This is a genomic window from Kineosporia sp. R_H_3 (assembly GCF_002198675.1).
Taxonomy (GTDB): domain Bacteria; phylum Actinomycetota; class Actinomycetes; order Actinomycetales; family Kineosporiaceae; genus R-H-3.
On the sequence record NZ_MWLL01000080.1, the window covers coordinates 22,249 to 42,974 of the forward strand.

Here is a 20,726-nt window from a genome sequence, read left to right on the forward strand (position 1 = left end):
CGACCTCCTGGGGGGACCATGACCGCCGACCGCACGGCGCCCGTGCTCGACGTGGACCGGCTCGACGCCGCCGCCGACGCGGCGCTGGCCGGCGTCCGGCTGGACCTGGCCGCCGTCCGGGCGCGGGCCGGGAGCGCACGCCGCGACCGGGTGCGCCGGTGGGGGCTCGTCGCCGCGGCCGCGGCCGCCGTCCTGCTCGTCGCATCGGTGGTCGGCGGGGGTGTCGGGGCGCTGCGCGGGGCACCGCAGCCGGCGGCGACGCCGAGCGGGCCGGGGGCGCTGCCGGAGCGGGTCTACCCGCTGCCGCGGGTGGTGCCGAGCGTCACCGACCGCCCGGTCGCGCGGGTCGCGCTGGTGCTCGCGGGTGAGATCACCGACCTGGGGTGGGGCGGGCCCTCGACGGTCATCGGTCCGGTGCTCGTCTCCGCGGACGGCGGGGAGTACCGGCGGCTGCCGGGCGGCGGGGTCGGAGCGCTCTCGGTCGGCGACGACGGGAGGATCGTCGCCTGGGCCGGAGTCCGCCGGGACGACGGGGCCGCCGAGAGCGGCATCCGCTACGAAGCAGTCGTCCGGTGGGTCGACGTCTCCACCGGTCGCGTCGACAGTGTCGCGCTCACCGGTGCGCCCGACGAGCAGGTCGGTGTCGGCTGGACGTCCGTCTCGCCGGACGGGTCGGCGATCCTCGTCGGTACCGACCGGACCTCCGCGAGCGGCGCGGCGGCGATCGAGGGCCAGGTCTGGCAGGTCGACGTCGGCCGCCGCGCCGTCCGCCTGCTCTGCGTCTGCTCGACCGAGGACGTCGCCTGGGACGGTGCGGGTCGTCGGCTCGGGCCGGGCGCCGACCCGCTGCCGGTCACGGCGCACGAGACGAAGCCACCGGAGAAGACCTTCGGAGCGGCCCGGACCGAGCTCGTGGCATCCCCGCGGAGCTTCGTCAGCAGGGACGGTGCCCGTCAGCTGCTCCTCGACGCGAACAACGCCACGAGCGCCGGCGAGCCGGACGACCTCCGGCTGGTCGAGGTGGACCGGCAGGGAGCGGTCGCGCGGACGGTGCCGCTGGGCCGCCTCCCCGGCGCCACCCTCCTGGCATGGGCGGACGACCGGGCCTGGGTGCGCGTCGACGACGTGACGCGCGCGTCGGCGACGGGCTCGCGCGTCGTCGAGGTGGACCTGAACACGGGCGCGCAGTCGCCGGCGCTCGTCGCGGCGCAGCAGGGCCGCGGCCGCGCACCGGTGGTGGATCTCGTCGTCGGGAGCGTCGCCGCGGGCAGCCGCGTCGCCGCGACCCCTGCGCCCGCGTCCCCGTGGTGGTCGCCCGTCGTCGCGGTGCTGGACGTCGTGCTGAGGCCCGAGTTCCTCACCGTCGTCGGGTTCGTCCTCGTCTCGTCCCTTCTCTCGTTCGTCGTCCGGGTGGCGCGGCGGCGCGCGATGGACGAGGAGCCGGTGCCGTGACGCTCGAGGAGTTCGTCGCGGCCCGCGGCCAGGCCCTGCTGCGCCTGGCGTGGATGCTCACCGCGGACCCGGACGCCGCGCAGGACGTCGTCCAGGACGCCCTCGCCCGGGTGCTCCCGCGCTGGAGCCGGATCGCCGCCGCGGGTGACCCGGAACCCTATGTGCGGCAGGCGATCCGTTCGGTGTGGGTGGACGCGTGGCGACGCTCGGAGCGGCGGCCCGTCGTCGTCCCCGACGCGCTGGACGACCTGCCCGACGGCGGCGGGCCGGACCCGGCGGTGGAGGGGACCGCCGTCCGGCTGGCCGTCGGGGAGGCGCTCACGCGGTTGACGCCGCACCAGCGGGCGGTGCTCGTGCTGCGGTTCTACGAGGACCTCACCGAGACCGCGACGGCCGACGTGCTCGGCTGCTCGGTGAGCACCGTGAAGTCCCAGACGAGGCACGCCCTGGCCCGCCTGCGCCTGTTGGCCCCCGACCTCGTCCTGCTCCAGGACCCGGTGGCCGCAGATCGTGGGTGATCCCGCGGCGGTCTGCCGCGGGATCGGTCACGATGACGGCGTTCCGAACCGGCAGGTGGGGGCGCACGGGGTCGGGTGGCCGGTCCAGCCCTCCTGCGCGAGCACGTCCGCGACCTCGGCGGCGACCCAGCACGGGTCCTCGAGCACCTCGCGCCAGCCGAAGCCGAGGCTGCGGCGCCGGGAGCGCTCGACCGAGTTGTCGCGGCGGCGGTCGAGGTGGAGTGCCCAGCGGGCGTGCGCCTCGAGCCCGTCGAGCTCGACGACGAGAATGCCGTACTCGACGTCGCGGTAGCGGTTGCGCGCCAGACCGGTCGGGCCGTCGGTGCGGCGTTCCTGCCGGTTGCGCCGGCCGCGCGGCAGGCCGTGCGGTCGCTCGACGGTGCGCAGGTAGCGCCGCTCCAGCGCCGACCCCACACCTTCTGCCGCTTCCCCGAGGACCTCGTGGAGCAGCATGCGGTGCCGGTGCCGGCTACGACCGGCGAGCGCCAGGAGGACCCGGGCGGGTGTGGTGCGGCGGCTGTTCGTCGCGCGCAGCACGAGGTCGATGAGGGTCACGCTCGAGGGCGTGTCCGTCGCGTCGAGCAGGGCCGGCTCGAGCCGCAGCCGCCGGGGTGACGCGGACGGGTGCACGACGTCGTCCAGCCGTCGGCGCCGCACGACCCGGACGCCGGTACCGGCGACGACGTGCCGGTCGTCGGGGATGCACACCGTGACGACGTCCGGCGGGTCGGGGAGCACGCCGCACAGCCAGAGCGCGGTCGTGCCGCCGAGCGCAGCGCCCGGGCCGGCCGCGAGGAGGGCCGCCCACGCCTTCGCCTGCGGTGCCGGCTCGCCGCCGAAGGTCAGGTAGACGCCGGGGCGGACGGCGTCCCAGCGGTGCCGGTCGAGCAGCGCGCCGACCTGGCCCTCGCCGTACCCCAGCTCGAGGAGCTGCCGGCGCGCGACCACCCCGGCCTGCTCCGCCGCCAGGACCTGCCAGCGGTCGAGCCGCGCTGCGGTCGCCGCCGCCCGCCGGTCCCGACCCACCACGGCCCCGAGCATGCCCCGAACGGCGGCAGACGTGCTCTGCTCGTCCACAGGCCGGGCCGTCGGCGTGATCGTGACCGATCCCGCGGCATCGCGCCGCGGCATCACCCACGATCAGACGGACCTGCTCTGCCCTCCAACCTGAGGGCGCACTGCTGCGTCTCGGTGGGTGTCGGGGGCGGGCGGGGTACGCAGGAGGGGAGGGACCGTGCGCGACGAGGCAGCGTTCACCGCGTTCGTCGTCGCGCGCGGCCCTGCCCTCCTGCGGCTCGCCTGGCTTCTCACGGCGGACTCCGACGCCGCGCAGGACCTCGTGCAGGAGGCGCTCGCCCGGGCCGTCGGCCGCTGGGACCGGATCGCGGACGGCGCGCACGAGGCGTACCTGCGGACGACGATCCGCTCGGTCTGGGTCGACGGCTGGCGGCGCCGGCGTGGGGCCTGGCTGGACGTCGTCCCCGACCTGCCGGACGACCCTGCGGCGGGCGGCCGCCCCGGTCCCGGTGACACCGCCGACGACACCGCGACCCGGCTCACGCTCGAGGACGCGCTCGCCCGTCTCACCCCGCGGCAGCGTGCCGTCCTCGTGCTGCGGTTCTACGAGGACCTCGGCGAGGCCGCGACCGCGCAGGCGCTCGGCTGCTCGACCGGCACCGTGAAGTCCCAGACCAGCCATGCCCTGGCCCGCCTGCGGGTGCTCGCGCCCGAGCTCGCCGAGGCGTTCGGCCGGGCGCCCGCCGTCCTGACCGGCCGCACCGGCCCCGCCGCGGAGGTGACGCGATGAGCACGACCCCCGTCCGCGACCTCCTCGACGAGGCGGCCGCGCGGGCGCTCCTGCGGGACGCCGTCCCGCCGGTCGACCCGGCGCTCGCCCTCGCCCGGGCGGCCGTGCGGCGCCGCACCGCCGTCCGTCGCCGCACCGCCCTCGCGGCCGCGATCGGAGCCGCGGCAACGGTTCTCGCGGTGCTCGCCGGCCAGTGGCTCAGCGTCGACCCGACCCCGCGACCCGCACCGCCGGCCGCGCCCGGCACCCCGCGCGGCCTGCCCGACCGGTGGTGGACACCACCGGTGTGGACGCCGTCCGTGACGCAGGCCCCGATCGAGGCGGCGAGCCTGCTCCTGGAGACGCCGGTCGCCTACGACGAGCCCGACACCGGCTTCGCCTGGCTGCACCCCGGGGTCGTCGCAGTGTCCGCCGACGGCCGGGACCACCGCCGGATCCCGGTGTCGTACGGGGCGTCGAGCGTGGCCCTGTCGCCGTCGGGACGCCGCGTCGCGTGGGTCGAGCCGGAGCCCGAGGCCCTGGTGCCGGTCCTCGAGCTCGTCGTCCTCGAGCTCGCGACGGGGCGCAGCACCCGGACCGTCATCAAGGGGACGGTGCCGAGGTCGGTGTCGTGGCTGCCCGACGAGCAGCGGCTGGCGGTGACGGCGCTCGTGACGACGGGCGGTGCCACCGAGAGCCTCGGGCAGGTCGTCGGGACCGACGGCGCGGTGTCCGAGGCCTGCCGCTGCGGGCCCGACGGGCTGCTCGTCGCCGACCCCACGGGGACCTTGCGGACCGTCGGCGAGGTCGGGGACGCGCCCGGTGCCGTGCCGTTGGAGGTCCCGGCCGGCGACGGCGGGATGCTCGGCGACCTCGCGTCGCGGGCGCCCGTCATCTCCCCCGACGGGCGCAGGACGGCGTCCGTGCCGGGCTTCCGCCCTGTCACCTGGACCTCGCGCGGGGTGCTGCTCGTGGACGGCCGACCGGGCGAGGCGGCCACGGGGCTGTGGCTGCTCCCGCCGGGAACCGCTGCCGCGCAACCGGTCTCGCGCGGCAGCGGCCGGGCGACGGTGATCTCCGTCGCCCGCGACCTCGCCGCGAGCGGCACCGTCGTCCGCGGGGCCGAGCCCGACGGCTCGCGGCGCAGCAGGGCCTACGTCGCCTACCGGTGGCGGGTGTCCTCGCTGCACGAGAACCTCACCGACGACCCTGACCGCTGGATCATCGGGACCTGCGCCGTCCTCACCGTGCTCGTCCTTGCCGGCCCGTACGCCCTCGACCGGCGACGGCGGCGCCGCTCGGGCCGCCTGCCCCGGCCGCCCGCTGCGGCGACAGGCCGCCGGCTGCCGCGGCCCACCCGACGAGGGCTGCTCGCCACGGCGGGCTTCGTCGTCGCGGCGACCTGGCTGACGCCGCTCCTGCTGCCTGCGGCCGGTCCGCCGGTCCGGGACGCCTCGCCCGCCGCGTCTGCGACCGTGACCCCGATGCTCCCGGCGCGCGTCGTCGCCCCGGCCGTCGAGCCCGCCCTCGCCCTCGCCGGCACCGGCTCGGTGCGGACGCACCGGCTCACCGCCGTCTTCACGGCGACCCTCGCGGGGCGGCGCGGGGTCTACGGGCTCGACGCCGAGTTCGGGGGGTTCGTCCGGCTGCCGTCCAGGGCGTCTGACGTCGCGTCGGGTGCGCTCGGCCGCAACCCGCCGGTCGAGCGGACCAGCCTGGACCGGTTGGGCGGCTCGACCGGGCAGGTCGCCGCGGTGCTCAGCCCGGGCGGCTGGACGGCGGTCGTCATGGACGAGCGCGACCGCGGCGTCGAGCTGGTCTGGTCCGACCTGCGGACCGGGCTCGTGCACAGCGACCTGAGGCCGGGCGCGCGCCTCACGGACCTCAGCGGGTCGCTGCTCCCGCTCGACGACGGCACGGCCGCCGAGGTGTCGGCCGACGGCGGTCTCCTCCTGCGGCGCTGGGACGGCGGTCCGGGCGCGGACACCCGGATCGCGCTGCCCGGGTGGAGCGCCCCGACGGCCGGGGGAGCGGGCCGGCCCGTCGCCACCGTGACCGCCGCGGGCGGCGGCGCTGCCGTCGTCCGAAGCGCGGACGGCGCGCGGACCTGGCTCGTCGACCTCCTCGGCGGGAAGGCCGACGACCTCCCCGGGGTCACCGACGCCGAACCCGGTTACGCGTTCACGCCGTCGAACGGTGTGAGCTCGCTCGGCGGCGCCCCCTGGGGGATCACGCCGAGCGTCTGGGCCTTCCGGGACCGCACGCTCGTCTGGGCCATCGCGACCGTGGTCCCGGGCGGCGAGCCGCTCGCCGGTGCCGACGGCCCGACGAGCGGCTCGGTCCCCTGGGCCGACCTGCAGAACCGGTCGCTGGTGCCCGCGACCGCCCGGGTCGTCGGCTGGTCGCAGCACGACGGCGGGCGGCTGGTCCTCGCGGACGACGCCCCCGGGGACGGCGGCCCGCGCGCCTTCGAGCTCGTGCGGGTGACGCCCGAGGAGGGAACCGTCCAGCCCTGGATGCAGGTCGACGCCGCCGTCGGCAACGCCGGCTGGAGCTTCGCCCCCGACACCCTCACCGAGGCCCTGGGCAGCGCCTCGTCGACGACGCAGCCGTTCTGGACCAACCTCGCGGACCGCCGCGTCACCGCCGTCCTCGCGCTCGTCCTCGCCGGGGCCGTCGCGCTGCTCGTCGGCGCCGACCGCCGGTACCGCACCCGGCGCGGCTACCTGCGCCGCTGATCTCGTCGCGGAACGACCCACCCGAACGGCAGCACCCTGCGTCTGACCCTGTGAACGACAATGATCACCTCGGGCTCAGGGGGACGACGGCATGGACGACGCGGCGGGCTTCACGGCCTTCGTCACGGCGCGCGGGCCTGCGCTCCTGCGCCTCGGGTGGCTGCTCACGGGGGACGCCGACGCCGCCGAGGACCTCGCCCAGGAGGCGCTCGCCCGGCTCGTCCGGCACTGGGACCGGGTGAGCCGCGACGGCAACCCGGAGGCGTACGTCCGGACGTCGATGCGCTCGATCTGGATCGACTCGTGGCGCCGCCGGCACGGCTGGTCGGTGAGCCCGACGGACACCGTCCCGGACGCCGGGGCGAGCGACCCCGCGATCGACGCCGTGCCCTCCCGACGGGCCGTCGTCGCCGCGCTCGCCCGGCTCGCGCCGCGGCAGCGCGCCGTCCTCGTGCTCCGCTTCTACGAGGACCTCACCGAGGTCGCGACGGCCAAGGCGTTGGGCTGCAGCGCCTCCACGGTGAAGTCGCAGACCCGCGAGGCGCTCGCGAACCTGCGCCGGCTCGCGCCGTGGCTCGCCGACGAGCTCGACGGGGCCGCCGAGCCGCCCGACGACCGCTCCGACGGGCCACCGGGCCGCGGCCCGCGGCGCCTGCGACCAGCCACGAGCCCAGCCGTCTCCACCGCCCGGGAGGTGACCCGATGAGCCTGTCCGACGTCCTCGACGACGCCGCCGACGAGGCGGTCGCCGGGCGCGGCCTCGACCCGGCCGCGATCCTCGCCCGGGCGCAGCGCCCCGAGTACCGGCCGGGCCTGCGGCCCCTCGTCGGCCTCGGTGCCCCCCGGTGGCGGGCGCCCCGCGGGCTGCCCCGGCAGCCGCTGGCCCGCGGCCTGCTCGTCGCCGCCAGCCTCGTCGCGGTGGCGACCCTGCTGCTCGCCCTGCTGCCCGTCGCGCAGCGCGCGCTGCCGCAGCCGGCCGACGTCCCGCGCACGCCCGCCGGCGTCCCGCGCAGCCTCGTCACGCCGCCGGGGTGGATCCCGACGGTCACCGAGCGGCCGGTCTCGCGGGCGCTGTACGTCGTCAGCGCAGCCGGCCCGGTGAACGACGGCCCCGAGTACGACGGGCTCGTGGCACCGCCGCGCGGGCCGTGGATCGTCGGTGCCGACGGCGGCGAGCTACGGGCGCTGCCGGTGGACGCGCCCGTCGGCGCGAGCGACGTCCGGGCCCTCGCGCTCTCGCCGGACGGCCGGTGGGTCGCCTGGACGACGAGCGGCCGGTACGGCTCGTCGACACGGCTCGACGTCGTCGAGGTGCGCACGGGTGCCCGGCGCACCCTCGACCTGCCGGGCAGCGGGCGCCGCGGGTTCGACGTCCTCGGGGTGGCGTTCTCCCCGGACGGCGACCGCCTCGCGCTGTGGGGGACCGACACCGGGGCCGGGGCGCAGACCACCCGGCTCGCCGTCCTCGACGTCCGGGCCGGCACCCACCTGCCTCTGACCCGCGGGGCCGCGGGGACTACCGGCCCGACCTGCCGCTTCGACGGTGAGGAGTACACGGGGTACGTCGCCGCATGGGTGCCGGACCCGGCCCGGGGAACAGCCACGCTGCTCACCCCGGGCTGCGAGGTCGAGCCGGACGGCGACCTGGTCCTCGGGGTTCGGATCGCCGGCGGTGTCGTCACGGTGTCCGGGACGCTCGCACCGCGACCGCAGGACGCCGAGGACCCCGTCGGTCTCGGCAGCCCGGTGGGGTCGGGCGGCCCGGCGGCCGTCGTCGACGCCGGTGGGACGCGGTACTCGGTGACGGTGCCCGCGGGCAGCGCGGACCAGGCGGTGCGCGACCTCGTCGCGACGGGGCCCGACGGTGCGACCCGCACCGTGCTGGCCCTGGGCCGCCCGGCCGGCGCGAAGGTGCTCGCAGCCGTCCCGCGCGGGGTCCTCGTCAGCCGGTGGACGGCGGACGGCTCGTACCCGGACGGGCAGTTCGGCCCGGCGGCGGTGATCCTCGTGCGCCCGGACGGGACGACCGAGCAGGTCACCGAGACCGACGTGCAGGCGAGGGTCGCGGCCGTCGCCGGCGCGGCCTTCGACGGCGGGCGCCCGGTGGACGGCACGGCCACCCGGCCGCGGCTCCTCGACCTCGGCTGGTGGACGTGGGTGGCCGGAGGGCTCGTGGCCACGGTCGCCGACTGGTGGGTCGGGTCCGTCGCGTTCTGGCTCGTCGTGGTGTTCGTCGGCGTCCCGCTGGCGCAACGGCTGCTCACCCGCCTCGTGCTGCTGCGCCGGCGGCGCCGCGCCGCCGCCCAGGGGGCGGCCCCGTCCGCGGACGAGGCGATGCCCCGGGCCGTCCGCCTCGGCCCGGCGTTCGTCGTGCTGGTGCTGGCGGCCCTCACCATGGTCCCGGCGCCGGCCGCGCCCCGGGCCGCGGCATCCGCCGGGGCGAGCGGGACGGTGGTGCCGCGGGTGATCCGGGACCAGGCGCTCGTGCCGCCGCGCGCGTTCGACGAGGTCGGCGTCCCGCGGACGACGGCCGTGGGCATCGTGTTCAGCGGCACCGTCGCGGAGCGGCCCGGGCTCTACGCGACCGACGCCGCGACCGGGCAGGTCGTGCGGCTCGACGACCTGCCGGGCCTGGCCGACGACCCGGGATCGCCGAGCTGGTTCGCCTCCGGGGTCGCCGTCAGCCGGAACGGCCGGTACGTCACCGACGGTGCGGTCTACGTCGACCTGGCCCGGGGCACCGCGGTGCACCTCGGTTCAGGTTCGGCCGACTCCAGCCGGCCGTCGCAGAACCTCGACGGCATCGCGGTCCTCGACGACGGGTCGCTCGTGTTCGCCGGGTCGAACGACCACCGGCTGTGGCTCGACGAGCAGGTCGGCGACGGGAAGCCCGGCCGGGTCGTCGCCGACGTCACCGACGCGTTCGCCGTCGAGCCCGCCGGCGACCGGCGCTTCGTCGTCCGGCTCATGGGCGAGGACCGGAAGGAGACCGACCCCTGGGTCGTGCTCGTCGACGTCGGCTCACCGGGCTCGGGGGCCACCCCGGACAAGCCCGTCGTCACGCCGCTGAGCAGCGACCAGAACGCGCTCGTCGCCGTGCTCGGGCGGTCGGCGGTGCGGGGCGGTGCGGCGGGGCTGCTCCAGGTGCCGCTGGACTCGGGCGTCGACGGTGCCGAACCGGCGACGGCCCAGCGGGTCGTGACGCCGGGCGCCGTCGACGCGATCTGGCTCGCGGGGCTCGACGGGGACGGCAGCGCCCGTCAGGACGGCAACGACGACGCCCGCACCGCCGTCGTGCTCGGCGCCGGGGCGACCGTCGACCTCGCCGTCAGCCGGATCGCGATCCCGGCGGGCGGCGACGCGACGGAGGTCACGCAGCTGACGACGATCGACCCCGCCCTCGTGCCCTCGGTCACCGACCGGCTCGACGCCGCGCCGTCCGTCATGAGCATCGCCGCCGAGGTCGTCGCCGGGGCCCGGGTCGTCGACCCGCCCGCGCCGACCCGCTGGTGGTCCTGGGCGGTCCGGTGAGCCGTGATCGTGACCGGTCCCGCGGCAGCGCGCCGCGGGACCGGTCACGATCAGGTCAGGTGCCCGGGCAGGTGCCGGGTCGGGTCCGGGGTCAGGCGCGGCGGACCGGTTGCTGGAGCTCGGTGACCCAGGCGTCCGGGTCGTCGAACGGGGTGCTCAGGTAGACCTCGCGGCAGACGCCGTCGAGCACCCAGCCGTCGGCGTCGACCCGGCGGACGAGCTGCTGCCAGGCGTCACCGATCCCCGCCATCGAGCCGCGGTAGACGTACCGGGCGCACTGCGGCAGCGGTGGCAGGTCGACGACCTCGGCGCCCTCGACCGGGACGCCGTCCGCCGCCTCCCACGGGAACCCGGCCGTGACCCGGACGGTGTCGTCGTCCGCGAAGTCGTACGTCGCGACCGTCGGGCCGGACGGCGTGCTGCCGGCGGTCGCGAGCGCCTCTCCGAGGCGGCCGAACAACGGGCCGACGACGGCGCCGACGGTGGGCTGGCCGTCCGCTGTCGCGGACAGCGCCAGCAGCCGGTGGCCGGTGACGGAGGTGATCTCGTAGTCCTTGTCGGACAGGGGGTTCATCGCACTCTCGCTCTCGATGGACCGGAGCCGCGCCTCGACCCGGGCCAACCGTTGCCTGTCGGCATCGATCTGCTCGGCGAGCTCGGCCCGGCGCAGCCGGAGCATGCCACGCAGCTCCTCGGACGACACCTCGTCGTCGAGGATGGTCCGGACCCGTTCGAGCGTGAACCCGAGGTCCTTGAGCGCGAGCAGCCGGTCGAGCCGCGTGAGCTGGCCGACGGCGTAGTAGCGGTAGCCGGACGCCGCGTCGACCCGCGCCGGCACGAGCAGGCCGGTCGCGTCGTAGTGCCGCAGCATCCGCACCGACACACCGCCGAGGCGGGCGAAGTCTCCGATGGTCAGCATGACCCCTTCACCTCACGGCCTGACACGGTGTGAGGGTCAAGCGTGTCACGGTGCGATATCCCCTGGGGGCTGTCGGACGGCGGTGCGAGGCTGGGCGCATGACCGCACCCGACGCGTTCCTCGAGGCCTGCAAGGCCGACCTGCACCGGTACCTCAAGGGCGCCCGCGAGGCCCTCGTCTGGAAGCTCGAGGGCCTGTCCGAGTACGACGTCCGCCGCCCGCTCGTCGCGACCGGCACGAACCTGCTGGGCCTGGTCAAGCACGTCGCGAGCGTCGAGGCCGGCTACCTCGGCGACGTCTTCGGCCGGCCGTCGCCTGAGCGCTTCCCGTGGTTCGCGGACGACGCCGAGCCGAACGCCGACCTCTGGGCGACGCAGGACGAGACCCGGGAGGAGATCCTCGACCTCTATCGCCGGGTTTGGGCGCACTCGGACGCCACCGTCGAGGCGCTGCCGCTCGACGCGACCGGTGAGGTGCCGTGGTGGTCGCCCGAGGGCCGGCACGTGACGCTGCACCGGATCCTCGTGCACATCACGACCGAGACGCACCGGCACGCCGGCCACGCGGACCTCGTCCGCGAGCTCGTCGACGGTGCCGCCGGGCTGAGCACCGGCAACGACAACCTCTGGATCCCCGAGGGCGGCTGGCCGGCCCACCGCGAACGGCTCGAACAGGTCGCGCGGACGTTCCGCTGACGCCGGGGTCACGCTGCGGGCGGGACGACGACGGCCCGTCCGGAGGTGTCCGGACGGGCCGTCGTCGTGCGTGGAACCGTTGTGCCGCAACGATCAGTCGTCGCTGCCCTTGCCCGCGTGCAGGCCCTTGCTGATGAGCGACATGACACCGGCGTCGGCGAGCGTCGTGGCGTCGCCGACCTCGCGGTTCTCCGCGACGTCGCGCAGCAGGCGGCGCATGATCTTGCCGGACCGGGTCTTCGGCAGCTCCGGGACGACCATGATCTGGCGCGGCTTGGCGATCGGGCCGATCTCCTTCGCCACGTGGTTGCGCAGCTCGGTGATGATCTCCTTGCCCGCGCCCTCCTCCTCCGAGACCGTGCCGCGGAGGATGACGAACGCGACGACCGCCTGGCCCGTCGTCTCGTCGGTCGCGCCGACGACGGCCGCCTCGGCGACCTTCGGGTGCGACACGAGCGCCGACTCGATCTCCGTCGTGGAGAGCCGGTGGCCCGACACGTTCATGACGTCGTCGACGCGGCCGAGGAGCCAGATGTCGCCGTCCTCGTCCTTCTTGGCACCGTCGCCGGCGAAGTACATGTGCTCGAAGCGGGCCCAGTACGTCTCCTTGTAGCGCTCCGGGTCGCCCCAGATGCCACGGAGCATCGACGGCCACGGCTCGGTGAGCACGAGGTAGCCACCGCCGCCGTTGGGCACCGGGTGCGCCTCGTCGTCCAGCACCTCGGCCGAGATGCCCGGCAGCGGGATCTGCGCCGAGCCGGGCTTGAGCGTCGTGACGCCGGGGAGCGGGCTGATCATCATCGCGCCCGTCTCGGTCTGCCACCAGGTGTCGACGATCGGGGCCTTGTCGCCGCCGATGACGCGGCGGTACCACATCCACGCCTCGGGGTTGATCGACTCACCGACCGAGCCCATGACGCGGATCGTCGACAGGTCGAACTTCGCGGGGATGTCCTCGCCCCACTTCATGAAGGTCCGGATCGCCGTCGGCGCGGTGTAGAGGATCGTCACGCCGTACTTGGCGACGATCTCCCACCAGCGGCCCTTGTGCGGGGAGTCCGGCGTGCCCTCGTAGATGACCTGTGTGGCGCCGTTCGCGAGCGGGCCGTAGACGATGTACGAGTGCCCGGTGACCCAGCCGACGTCGGCGGTGCACCAGTAGACGTCGGTCTCGGGCTTGAGGTCGAAGACGCATCTGTGCGTGTACGCGGCCTGCGTGAGGTACCCGCCGCTCGTGTGGAGGATGCCCTTCGGCTTCCCCGTCGTGCCCGACGTGTAGAGGATGAAGAGCGGGTGCTCGGCGTCCATCGGCTCGGGCGTGTGGTCGGCCGAGGCCGCCTCGAGCGCGTCGTGCCACCAGACGTCCCGGTCGGTCCAGGCGACGTCCTGCCCGGTCCGCTTGACGACGAGCACGTGCTGCACGGACGGCGTCGACGCGACCGCCTCGTCGACGGCCGGCTTGAGGGCGGACGGCGCACCGCGCCGGTAGCCGCCGTCGGACGTGATGACGACCTTCGCCTCGGCGTCCTCGATGCGGCTGCGCAGCGCCTCGGCGGAGAACCCGCCGAAGACGACCGAGTGCGGGGCGCCGATCCGGGCGCACGCGAGCATCGCGACCGCGGCCTCGGGGATCATCGGCAGGTAGATCGCGACCCGGTCGCCCTTGGTCACGCCGAGCGCGAGCAGCGCGTTCGCGGCCTTGGAGACCTCGTCCTTGAGCTGGGCGTAGGTGATGGCGCGGGTGTCGCCCGGCTCGCCCTCGAAGTGGATGGCGACCCGGTCGCCGTTGCCGGCCTCGACGTGCCGGTCGACGCAGTTGTAGGCGACGTTGAGCGTGCCGCCGACGAACCACTTGGCGAACGGGGCGTCGCTCCAGTCGAGGGTCTGGCCCCAGGGGCTCGCCCACGTGAGCGCCCGGGCCTGGTCGTCCCAGAACGCGAGCCGGTCGGCGGCCGCGGCGGCGTAGAGGTCGGCGCCCGCGACGGCGTTCTTCGTGAACTCGGGGTCCGGCGGGAACCTTCGCTCCTCGTGGAGCAGGTTCTCCAGGCTGGGGTTCGACATTCAGGCCCTCCGCGGTCGACGTCGGTGTCGGGAATGCCGGCGTACCCCGTGCGGGGTGCGCCGGACGTCTGAGGTGAGGCTAGTCACCCTGACCGGCGCAGGACAGGCCAGGGCACGCCGCTCCGCCGAGCGGGCCGGCGCCTGCGACGGGCGGTGCCGGGGTCACCGTCCGGGCGGCGGCGCTGTGACGTCCACGACGTCGACATCCGTTGACCTGGGCGTCAGCCCGACGTCGGCCAGCCCGAGGCCGGCGGCCGCGCGGACCCGCTCCGCGACGTCCGGCACGTTCGCGCCGTGGTCGACGACGACGCCGACCACGAGGTCGACGACCCCGGGCGAGCCATCGACGGGCCGCACCCGGACCCGCCGGGCCAGCGCCCCGGGGACGGCGTCCACGTGCTCCCGGACGGCGGCCGCGACGACGTGCTCACCGACGTGGACCCCCGGCTCCGCGAGCGGCACACGCCGCCCGCTGCGCAGGTCCGTGAGCACCTCGGAGAGGATCCGGACGACGAGCCCCGGCTCGTCCGCCTCGCCCTCGGGGACGTCGAGGAGCAGGTTGAGGCCGGCCACGTGCCGCGCGAGGTCGGCGCACCAGGGGCAGGTCCGGGCGTGCTCGTCGGGGACCGGGGCGGTGACCGCCTCCCAGGCCTCGTCGAGCCGCCGTCCGCAGGGCAGCCGCTCGTCGGCCTCGTCGGGCGGGCGCACGCGCCCGCCGTCGGGCTCGCTCATCGCCACGCTCCCATCTCCCGCACCAGACCGCTGCGGGCCCGGGCGATCCGGCCCCGCACGGTGTCGACGCCGACCTGCTCCAGCCGGGCGATCTCGTCGTACGACAGCCCGGCCTGCTCCCGGAACAGCCAGGCCCGGCGGACGGCGTCCGGCAGCCGGGCGAGGGCGGCGTCGAGGTCGGCGACCGCAGCGTTCATCGTGGCCTGCGCCTCGGGGGACGTCGAGACCGGCGCCGGGACGTCGACGCCGTCGAGGGTGACGCTCTCGCGGCGGCGGCGCAGCACGTCGACGCACCGGCGGGACGCCGTCCGCAGCAGCCAACCCTTGAAGGCGCCCGGGTCGGAGAGCGTGCGCAGCGACCGCCAGGCGGCGATGAAGGACTCCTGGACGACGTCGTCGGCGTCGGCGTCACCGCCGAGCACACGGCGGGCCATCGCCCGTGCGGTCGGGGCGTACCGGCGCACGAGGACCTCGAAGGCGACGACGTCCCCGTCCTGCGCGCGCTCGACGAGGGTCGCGTCGTCCGCCCCCGCCAGCCTTTCCACCACCAGCCGATGGTGTGGTCGTCGGTACGCCGGGGCACCCGCAGTTGGCCCGCCGCCCGCCGCTGAGGGGCGTGTGTGACGGGGGTCACCGGGATGCGCTCGTGAGGATCCCGTCGCCGGGCCCGTCCTTCCCGTGACGCCGCCGCAGGGGCGGCGCCGGAAGGAGTCCACCAGCCATGACCGAGACCGTCACCACGAAGACCACGCCCGTCGGCACCGGCGTCACGACCGCCGGCACGACCGCCCGCCAGGGCACCGTCGGCCGCGGCATCGACGTCACCGGCGTCGAGGGCACCGGCGGCGGGACGACGACGATCCAGGAGAACGTCGTCGCGAAGATCGCCGGCATCGCGGCCCGCGAGGTCCGTGGCGTGCACGCGCTCGGCGGCGGCGCCGCCCGCGCGATCGGCGCGCTCCGCGAGCGGGTCGGCCGCGCCGACGTCACGCAGGGCATCGGCGTCGAGGTCGGCGAGAAGCAGGCCGCGGCGGACGTCGTCCTCGTCGTCGAGTACGGCGTGCCGATCCAGGACGTCGCCCAGGACGTGCGCCGCAGCATCGTCACCGCCGTCGAGGAGATGACCGGGCTGCAGGTCACCGAGGTCAACGTCCTCGTCTCCGACGTCTTCGTCGCCGGTGACACGGACGGCGACACCGACGCCGACCAGCCGCGGCGGGTCCAGTGACCCCGACGCCCACCCCCACCGCGCTCGGCCTGCTCGCAGGGATCGCGCTCGGTTTCGCCGCGGCCTTCGGCGGGTTCGGCGCGTTCGTCCTCGTCGCCGTCCTCGGTGGGCTCGGCCTGCTCGCGGGCCGAGCCGCCGAGGGCCGGCTCGACCTCGCCGCGCTGCGCGACGCCGTGAGCGGCCGGAGGTCCCTGACATGACCGCCGGCCTCGTGGAGCCCGCCGCCCCGGGCACCGCCGCCGGTGCCGCCGACGTCGCGCCCGCACTGCGGACGGCGCCCGCCGCCGACCGCGGCCGGACGACCGTCTCCGGACGGGCGCTGCGGTCGGTCGCCGCCGCCGCGGCGGCCGCCGAGCTCGGGGTCGGGCACCGCGAGGTGCACGTCGACCTCTCGGACGACGGCGGCCGGCTCGCCGTCGTCGTCCGTGCCCCCGTCACCGTCGACGAGAGCCTCGTCGCTGCGGACGGCGGCACCGGGACGGTCCTCGCGCTCGCCGAGGCGGCCCGGCAGCGGGTCGCCCGCGACCTCACCGCGCTCGCCGGCGCCGGGGTCGGCTCATGCCGGCTCGTCGTGACCGCCGTCGAGCTCGTCACCCGCGGCCGCGTCGGCCGGACGGAAGGAGCACTCCCGTGAGCACGCACGACGCCACCGGGCCGGGCCCGGCCCGCGCCCGCCGGGACGCCACCCGGGTCCGCCGGTCCGGACGGCGCGGCCCGGCGACCCTCGTCGGCCTCGTCACCGGCCTGGGCGCTCTCGTCGTCGCCGCCGACCTCGTCGCCGTCGCCACCGTCGGCGCCCGCCCGGTCGCCGCGCTCGGCGGCCTCACGCCGGTCGACCCCGTCCGTGCCGGCAGCACCCTCGCCACGCTGCCCGGGGACGGCCTCGCCGCGGCGGTGACCGCCGCCGCGCTCGCCGTCGCCGGCCTCGTGCTCCTCGCGCTCGCGGTGCTCCCTGGCGGCCGTCGCCGCCGGGTCCTCGCACCCGAGGGCGTCGCCCCCGTCGTCGCCGACACGGGCGTGCTCGCCGACGCGCTCGGCGAGGTCGCGCACCGGGCGGCCGGGCTCCCGGCCGACCAGGTCTCCGTCCGGCTGCGGCGCCGTCGCGCCGACGTGGAGGTCCGCCCGCTCAACGGGGTCCCCGTACCGGTCGCCGAGGTCGGCGCCGCGCTCGCGCCGGCCGTCGACCGCTGGGGGCTGCGCGCCGGACGCCGTGCCGGCGGCCGGCCGCTGCCCGCCCGGGTCGTCGCCGCGCGTCGCGGGACGGTGGCGTCATGACCCGCGGCGTCCACGCGGTGAACCGCGTCGTCCTCGGTCTGCTCGGGGTGCTGCTCGTCCTCGCCGGCGTCGCGCTGGCGCTCGCGACGACGGACGCCGCGCCGCGGTCCGGGGCCCGTCTCTGGGCCGACGCGGCCGACGGCGCCCGGCGCGCGGCCGGTGCGGTCGTCGACGCGACGTCCCGGACGACGACGCTCTGGCTCGGTGCGGCGGCAGCGCTCGCCGTCGCCCTCCTCGCGCTCTGGTGGGTCGCCGTCCAGCGGCGCGGCCGGGCCCGCACGGCCGTCGTCCGCGAGGGCGCCGACGGCAGCACGGTCCCCGGGCAGGTCGTCGTCACGGCGGCCGCCACGGAGGGTCTCGTCCACCGCCTCGTGCGGACCGGGCCGGACACGGTCGGCGCCTCGGTCACCGCCGTGCGCCGGCGCCGGTCCGACCCGCGCTACGACGTCGTCGTCGCGCCGCGCCGGGGCGCCGACCCGCTCGCCGTCGCGACCGGCGTCCGTGCCGCCGCCGGCCGCGCGGAGCGTGTCCTCGGCACCCCGGTCGAGCCGACGGTGCGGCTGCGGGCGTCCGCCGTCCGCCGGGTGCGGAGCCGCCGCCGGGTCAGCTGACCCGCCCACGAGCGCCCCGCGTTCCGTCCCTGCCCCGGGCGGAACGCGGGGCTTCGTGCGTCCGTAGAGGGGGTGGGACGCTGGCGGAGCAGGGAGGGGAGGTCGCGGTGACCTCGGACGACGTGGAGCACGGGTTCACGGCCTGGGCCGTGACGGCGTGGCCGCGGCTGCTCCGCACCGCGACCGCGCTGACCGCCGGCGACCACCACCTCGCCGAGGACCTCGTGCAGACGGCACTCGCCAAGACGTACGTCGCGTGGCCCCGCGTGCACGCCGACGCGTCGCGTGGCGAGCACCCGGACCGCTACGTGCACCGGGTGCTCGTCCGGGTGTTCGTGGACGAGACCCGGCGGCCGTGGTGGCGTCGCGAGCGCCGGAGGATCCCTTCTGCTGCAACGGGTCCTGGCGTCCTCGCCGGTGTTCCTGACCGGCCCGACGACTCCGTGTCGGCGCCGGACGACGTCCTCGCCGTCCGTGACGCGCTCGGCGCGCTGCCGCCGGACCAGCGGGCCGCGGTCGTCCTGCGGTACTGGCTCGGGCACGACGTCCGGGAGACCGCGGCGCTGCTCGGCTGCCCCGAGGCGACCGTGCGGTCCCGGTCCGCGCGCGGCCTCGCCCGGCTGCGCGCCCTGCTCGGCCCGCTCGACGACAGCGACCTGCCGACCCCGAAGGGAGCCGCGCGATGAGCGACCTCCGGCAGCGTGTCGAGGCCTGGCTCGACGCCGACCTCGGCCCGGTCGGCCCGGACGACGGCACCGGCCCGGTGCCGGTCCGCGCCCGGGACGCCGTCGCCGCCACTGTCGTGCACGGCCGCCGCCTGCGGGCCCGACGCCGGGCCCTCGCCGCCGGATCCGCGGCCGCCGGGATCGTCGCCGCCGGGACACTCGGCGCGATCGTGCTCGGCGGGGGCTCGGTGACGACCGCGCCGCAGCCGCCGGCGTCCCGGACCCCGAGCGGGTCGTCGTCCGCGCCGCAGCCGGCGCCGGCCCCGGTGGTGCCCTCGCCCTCGGCCGGGGCGATCGACGTCCGCTACCCGTTCGCGAGCGGCACCGTCACGGTCACCTGGCCGGCGCCGGCGAGCGGGCGGCCCTGGCGGCTCAGGGACGTCGGCGTGCTGGAGGCCGACGACTCCGCGACCGGCTTCTGGCGGGCGGTCGCCCCGGCCCTCGGCGCCGACCCCGCCGCGCCGGCACCGGACCCGCGGGTCACGATCTGGGGCGTCGCCGGCATCCCGACGACGTACGGCCTGTTGTTCGACGTCCCTGTCGACAACGGGGCGGGCGCCGGGACCGCCACCGCATCGGTCCTCGTCTCCCGCGGCGCCGTCCCCGACGACGGCGCCGTCCTCGACCCCTGCGGTGCCTGGCCGGACGGCGCCCCCGGGTTCGGTGCCGCCCGCCCCGATCACCCGGAGCGCTGCTCACTGCTCGCCGAGGTCGACGAACAAGGGCGCGACCTGCACCTGGTGCACGTGGAGACCCCGGCGACGTCGACCGACGGCCCGCAGCGGTCCGTCTTCACGGTCCGCCCGGACGGTGTCATGGTGAAGGTGTCCTTCAGGGGGCCGGTCGGGGCCCCTCGGCTGCCGGGGTTCGACGCCCTCGACGACCTCGCGCGGGAGATCAGCCTGCCGGACGGCGGGACGCCCCCGACGGGAGCGACCACCGTCGGCTACCGGGTCGAGGGTGCCGACCGCACCGTGCGCTGGCCGGCGCCCGCCTCCGGGTACCCGTGGGCGGTCGACGATCCCTCGGTGGCCCCGGGCGAGGTCGCCGGCCCGGCCACCGACGGCGCCCGGGACCTCGCCGCCTCGCTCGCAGCGGCCCTGCCCGGCACCGCGCTCGACGTCACCACAGGGAAGCCGCCGTACGCCGCGGTCGTCGGCAGCGTCGGGGGGCGTCCGACGGCGTACCTCGCGACGGTGCAGGTGCCCGGAGACGCCGGCCGGACCGGATGGACGGTGCGGGCCACCCGGGGCGGGGTGACGACCCGGCCCGTCGCCTTCGACCTGTGCGGGACCTGGCCGGGCATCCGGTCGTCCGGCGGGGGGCTCGGGATGTCACCCGCCGAGCAGTCGGTCTGGTTCGAGGAGTCCGGGTGGCCCCGCCGCTGCACCCTCGTCGAGCGGGACGGCACGACCGTCGTCCACCTGGTCGTCCCGTCGACCCGCCCCGACACCCAGGACCGCTCGCCGGCGCAGGCCTACGCGTTCACGGTCCGCCCGGACGGCACCGCGTTCGCGGCGCAGGTCGTGGGGCCGGTCGGGGCGGAGCCGTCCGACTGGTTCGACCGGCTCGACCGTCTGGTGCTCGACCTGCCGTACCCGTCACGGCCCTGACCGCCCGTGAACGGGTTGTGGAGAACCCGTGGACGCGGCAGGGGTCGCTGCACGCGTCGTGCGGGCCCGCACTACCGTCGTTTCCGTGACGAACCCAGCGGAGCAGGCGTCAGCGCCCCGTCGGCTGCTCGTCGTCGAGGACGACCATGCGATCGCGGACGCTGTCGTGCGCCGGCTGCGCAGCGAGGGCTACGCGGTGGACGCCGTCCACGACGGGCCCGCCGCCGTGGCCGCCGCGGAGCGCACCCGGTACGCGGCGGTCGTCCTCGACGTCATGCTCCCCGGCCTCGACGGGCTCGAGGTGTGCCGCCGGATCCAGGCCCGCGACCCGGTGCCGGTGCTCATGCTCACCGCCCGGGACGAGGAGCCGGACCGGATCGTCGGTCTCGGGGTCGGCGCCGACGACTACCTCACCAAGCCGTTCAGCCCGCGTGAGCTGGTCGCCCGGGTCGCGGCGCTCCTGCGCCGGGTCGACCGGGCGGCCGCGCTCGCGGCGTCCGCAGTCTCCGCCGAGCGCGAGGAGGGCCAGGTCGACGCGGGCGGGCTGTCCATCGACGTCGGGGCCCGCCGGGTCGTCGTCTGCGGCGACGAGGTGCACCTGACCCGGACCGAGTTCGACCTGCTGCTCGCGATGGCCCGCCGGCCCGGCCAGGTCGTCGACCGGGACCACCTGCTCACCGAGGTCTGGGACTGGCCGGACCTCGCGTCGGCCCGCAGCGCGCACGGCACCGCCGCCCGCGCGGTCGACAGCCACATCAAGGCGTTGCGCCGCAAGATCGGGGCGCAGCGGATCCGCACCGTGCACGGGGTCGGGTACGCGGTCGAAGCCCTCCCCTGACGCT

At 76.8% G+C, this 20,726-nt stretch carries 19 protein-coding genes and 1 pseudogene; 15 read left to right on the forward strand and 5 right to left on the reverse strand.

Features of this window, described 5'->3' with window-relative positions:
• Positions 1 to 18 precede the first annotated feature (18 nt).
• Both ECOMGDLI_RS35280 and ECOMGDLI_RS35285 read left to right on the forward strand, forming a co-directional pair.
• Positions 19 to 1,452 (forward strand): hypothetical protein, encoded by a 1,434-nt coding sequence (locus ECOMGDLI_RS35280; protein ID WP_198954572.1) that lies wholly within the window; start codon positions 19 to 21, stop codon positions 1,450 to 1,452.
• Positions 1,449 to 1,970: a SigE family RNA polymerase sigma factor gene (locus tag ECOMGDLI_RS35285; protein WP_198954573.1), complete on the forward strand. Its 522-nt coding sequence runs from the start codon at positions 1,449 to 1,451 to the stop codon at positions 1,968 to 1,970. Before ECOMGDLI_RS35280 ends, ECOMGDLI_RS35285 begins: the two co-directional genes overlap by 4 nt.
• Before the next feature lie 27 nt (positions 1,971 to 1,997).
• Here ECOMGDLI_RS35285 and ECOMGDLI_RS05235 read toward each other — a convergent pair whose 3' ends face one another.
• Entirely contained in the window at positions 1,998 to 2,999 is a 1,002-nt protein-coding gene (locus tag ECOMGDLI_RS05235) for a hypothetical protein (protein ID WP_143447521.1), read from the reverse strand.
• 205 nt (positions 3,000 to 3,204) lie between these two features.
• Between ECOMGDLI_RS05235 and ECOMGDLI_RS05240 the strand changes: the two genes are divergently transcribed.
• The 4 genes and pseudogenes from ECOMGDLI_RS05240 (at position 3,205) to ECOMGDLI_RS05255 (ending at position 10,025) form a co-directional block, all read left to right on the forward strand.
• Positions 3,205 to 3,777, forward strand: coding sequence for a SigE family RNA polymerase sigma factor (locus ECOMGDLI_RS05240; protein ID WP_088314692.1), 573 nt, complete (start codon positions 3,205 to 3,207; stop codon positions 3,775 to 3,777).
• Entirely contained in the window at positions 3,774 to 6,494 is a 2,721-nt protein-coding gene (locus ECOMGDLI_RS05245) for a hypothetical protein (RefSeq protein WP_088314695.1), read from the forward strand. The genes ECOMGDLI_RS05240 and ECOMGDLI_RS05245 overlap by 4 nt, the downstream gene beginning before the upstream one ends.
• Before the next feature lie 91 nt (positions 6,495 to 6,585).
• Positions 6,586 to 7,077 (forward strand): annotated as a pseudogene (locus ECOMGDLI_RS05250) (SigE family RNA polymerase sigma factor); the annotation flags it as partial.
• Positions 7,078 to 7,196: 119 nt separating this feature from the next.
• The gene (locus ECOMGDLI_RS05255) at positions 7,197 to 10,025 is read left to right on the forward strand and encodes a hypothetical protein (RefSeq protein WP_088314701.1); all 2,829 of its coding nucleotides are present in this window, start codon (positions 7,197 to 7,199) and stop codon (positions 10,023 to 10,025) included.
• 91 nt (positions 10,026 to 10,116) lie between these two features.
• Here the strand turns inward: ECOMGDLI_RS05255 and ECOMGDLI_RS05260 are convergent, their stop codons facing one another.
• The gene (locus ECOMGDLI_RS05260) at positions 10,117 to 10,944 is read right to left on the reverse strand and encodes a MerR family transcriptional regulator (protein ID WP_088314704.1); all 828 of its coding nucleotides are present in this window, start codon (positions 10,942 to 10,944) and stop codon (positions 10,117 to 10,119) included.
• A gap of 98 nt (positions 10,945 to 11,042) precedes the next feature.
• Here ECOMGDLI_RS05260 and ECOMGDLI_RS05265 point away from each other — a divergent pair, with 98 nt between their 5' ends.
• Positions 11,043 to 11,639, forward strand: coding sequence for a DinB family protein (locus tag ECOMGDLI_RS05265; protein ID WP_088314708.1), 597 nt, complete (start codon positions 11,043 to 11,045; stop codon positions 11,637 to 11,639).
• A gap of 93 nt (positions 11,640 to 11,732) precedes the next feature.
• On the opposite strand, the gene acs is transcribed toward ECOMGDLI_RS05265, so the two are convergent.
• The 3 genes from acs to ECOMGDLI_RS05280 all read right to left on the reverse strand — a co-directional run bounded on the left by acs (position 11,733) and on the right by ECOMGDLI_RS05280 (position 14,980).
• Positions 11,733 to 13,700, reverse strand: a complete 1,968-nt coding sequence (gene acs, locus ECOMGDLI_RS05270; RefSeq protein ID WP_088314712.1) for an acetate--CoA ligase — start codon at positions 13,698 to 13,700, stop codon at positions 11,733 to 11,735.
• A 162-nt stretch (positions 13,701 to 13,862) separates the two neighbouring features.
• Positions 13,863 to 14,432: an Asp23/Gls24 family envelope stress response protein gene (locus ECOMGDLI_RS05275; RefSeq protein ID WP_143447522.1), complete on the reverse strand. Its 570-nt coding sequence runs from the start codon at positions 14,430 to 14,432 to the stop codon at positions 13,863 to 13,865.
• Positions 14,429 to 14,980, reverse strand: a complete 552-nt coding sequence (locus tag ECOMGDLI_RS05280; RefSeq protein ID WP_198954574.1) for an RNA polymerase sigma factor — start codon at positions 14,978 to 14,980, stop codon at positions 14,429 to 14,431. The genes ECOMGDLI_RS05275 and ECOMGDLI_RS05280 overlap by 4 nt, the downstream gene beginning before the upstream one ends.
• A gap of 173 nt (positions 14,981 to 15,153) precedes the next feature.
• On the opposite strand from ECOMGDLI_RS05280, the gene ECOMGDLI_RS05285 reads away from it, so the two are divergent.
• From ECOMGDLI_RS05285 to ECOMGDLI_RS05320, 8 genes are all read left to right on the forward strand, one after another.
• Positions 15,154 to 15,660, forward strand: coding sequence for an Asp23/Gls24 family envelope stress response protein (locus ECOMGDLI_RS05285; protein WP_088314724.1), 507 nt, complete (start codon positions 15,154 to 15,156; stop codon positions 15,658 to 15,660).
• Positions 15,657 to 15,860 (forward strand): hypothetical protein, encoded by a 204-nt coding sequence (locus tag ECOMGDLI_RS05290; RefSeq protein WP_088314728.1) that lies wholly within the window; start codon positions 15,657 to 15,659, stop codon positions 15,858 to 15,860. The genes ECOMGDLI_RS05285 and ECOMGDLI_RS05290 overlap by 4 nt, the downstream gene beginning before the upstream one ends.
• A complete protein-coding gene (locus ECOMGDLI_RS05295; protein ID WP_088314731.1) occupies positions 15,857 to 16,294 on the forward strand; it encodes a hypothetical protein in 438 nt (145 codons plus the stop codon). Before ECOMGDLI_RS05290 ends, ECOMGDLI_RS05295 begins: the two co-directional genes overlap by 4 nt.
• Complete coding sequence (locus ECOMGDLI_RS05300; RefSeq protein ID WP_088314734.1) at positions 16,291 to 16,935, forward strand: hypothetical protein; 645 nt, start codon at positions 16,291 to 16,293, stop codon at positions 16,933 to 16,935. Before ECOMGDLI_RS05295 ends, ECOMGDLI_RS05300 begins: the two co-directional genes overlap by 4 nt.
• Positions 16,932 to 17,546 carry a hypothetical protein gene (locus tag ECOMGDLI_RS05305; RefSeq protein WP_088314737.1) on the forward strand — a complete coding sequence of 205 codons (615 nt, stop codon included), beginning with the start codon at positions 16,932 to 16,934 and terminating at the stop codon, positions 17,544 to 17,546. Before ECOMGDLI_RS05300 ends, ECOMGDLI_RS05305 begins: the two co-directional genes overlap by 4 nt.
• Positions 17,547 to 17,653: 107 nt before the next feature.
• A complete protein-coding gene (locus tag ECOMGDLI_RS05310) occupies positions 17,654 to 18,232 on the forward strand; it encodes a SigE family RNA polymerase sigma factor (protein WP_198954575.1) in 579 nt (192 codons plus the stop codon).
• Complete coding sequence (locus ECOMGDLI_RS05315) at positions 18,229 to 19,884, forward strand: hypothetical protein (protein WP_088314741.1); 1,656 nt, start codon at positions 18,229 to 18,231, stop codon at positions 19,882 to 19,884. Before ECOMGDLI_RS05310 ends, ECOMGDLI_RS05315 begins: the two co-directional genes overlap by 4 nt.
• Positions 19,885 to 19,969: 85 nt before the next feature.
• Positions 19,970 to 20,722 (forward strand): response regulator transcription factor, encoded by a 753-nt coding sequence (locus tag ECOMGDLI_RS05320; RefSeq protein WP_198954576.1) that lies wholly within the window; start codon positions 19,970 to 19,972, stop codon positions 20,720 to 20,722.
• The last annotated feature ends 4 nt before the right edge of the window (positions 20,723 to 20,726 follow it).

Excerpts from the sequence above, each read along its gene's own strand:
- ECOMGDLI_RS05295 (WP_088314731.1), top strand. The coding sequence starts at position 15,857 with ATGACCGCCGGCCTCGTGGAGCCCGCCGCCCCGGGCACCGCCGCCGGT.
- ECOMGDLI_RS05305 (WP_088314737.1), top strand. The coding sequence starts at position 16,932 with ATGACCCGCGGCGTCCACGCGGTGAACCGCGTCGTCCTCGGTCTGCTC.
- ECOMGDLI_RS05265 (WP_088314708.1), top strand. The coding sequence starts at position 11,043 with ATGACCGCACCCGACGCGTTCCTCGAGGCCTGCAAGGCCGACCTGCAC.
- ECOMGDLI_RS05285 (WP_088314724.1), top strand. The coding sequence starts at position 15,154 with ATGACCGAGACCGTCACCACGAAGACCACGCCCGTCGGCACCGGCGTC.
- ECOMGDLI_RS05245 (WP_088314695.1), top strand. The coding sequence starts at position 3,774 with ATGAGCACGACCCCCGTCCGCGACCTCCTCGACGAGGCGGCCGCGCGG.
- acs (WP_088314712.1), bottom strand. The coding sequence starts at position 13,700 with ATGTCGAACCCCAGCCTGGAGAACCTGCTCCACGAGGAGCGAAGGTTC.
- ECOMGDLI_RS05260 (WP_088314704.1), bottom strand. The coding sequence starts at position 10,944 with ATGCTGACCATCGGAGACTTCGCCCGCCTCGGCGGTGTGTCGGTGCGG.
- ECOMGDLI_RS05275 (WP_143447522.1), bottom strand. The coding sequence starts at position 14,432 with ATGAGCGAGCCCGACGGCGGGCGCGTGCGCCCGCCCGACGAGGCCGAC.
- ECOMGDLI_RS35280 (WP_198954572.1), top strand. The coding sequence starts at position 19 with ATGACCGCCGACCGCACGGCGCCCGTGCTCGACGTGGACCGGCTCGAC.
- ECOMGDLI_RS05315 (WP_088314741.1), top strand. The coding sequence starts at position 18,229 with ATGAGCGACCTCCGGCAGCGTGTCGAGGCCTGGCTCGACGCCGACCTC.
- ECOMGDLI_RS05255 (WP_088314701.1), top strand. The coding sequence starts at position 7,197 with ATGAGCCTGTCCGACGTCCTCGACGACGCCGCCGACGAGGCGGTCGCC.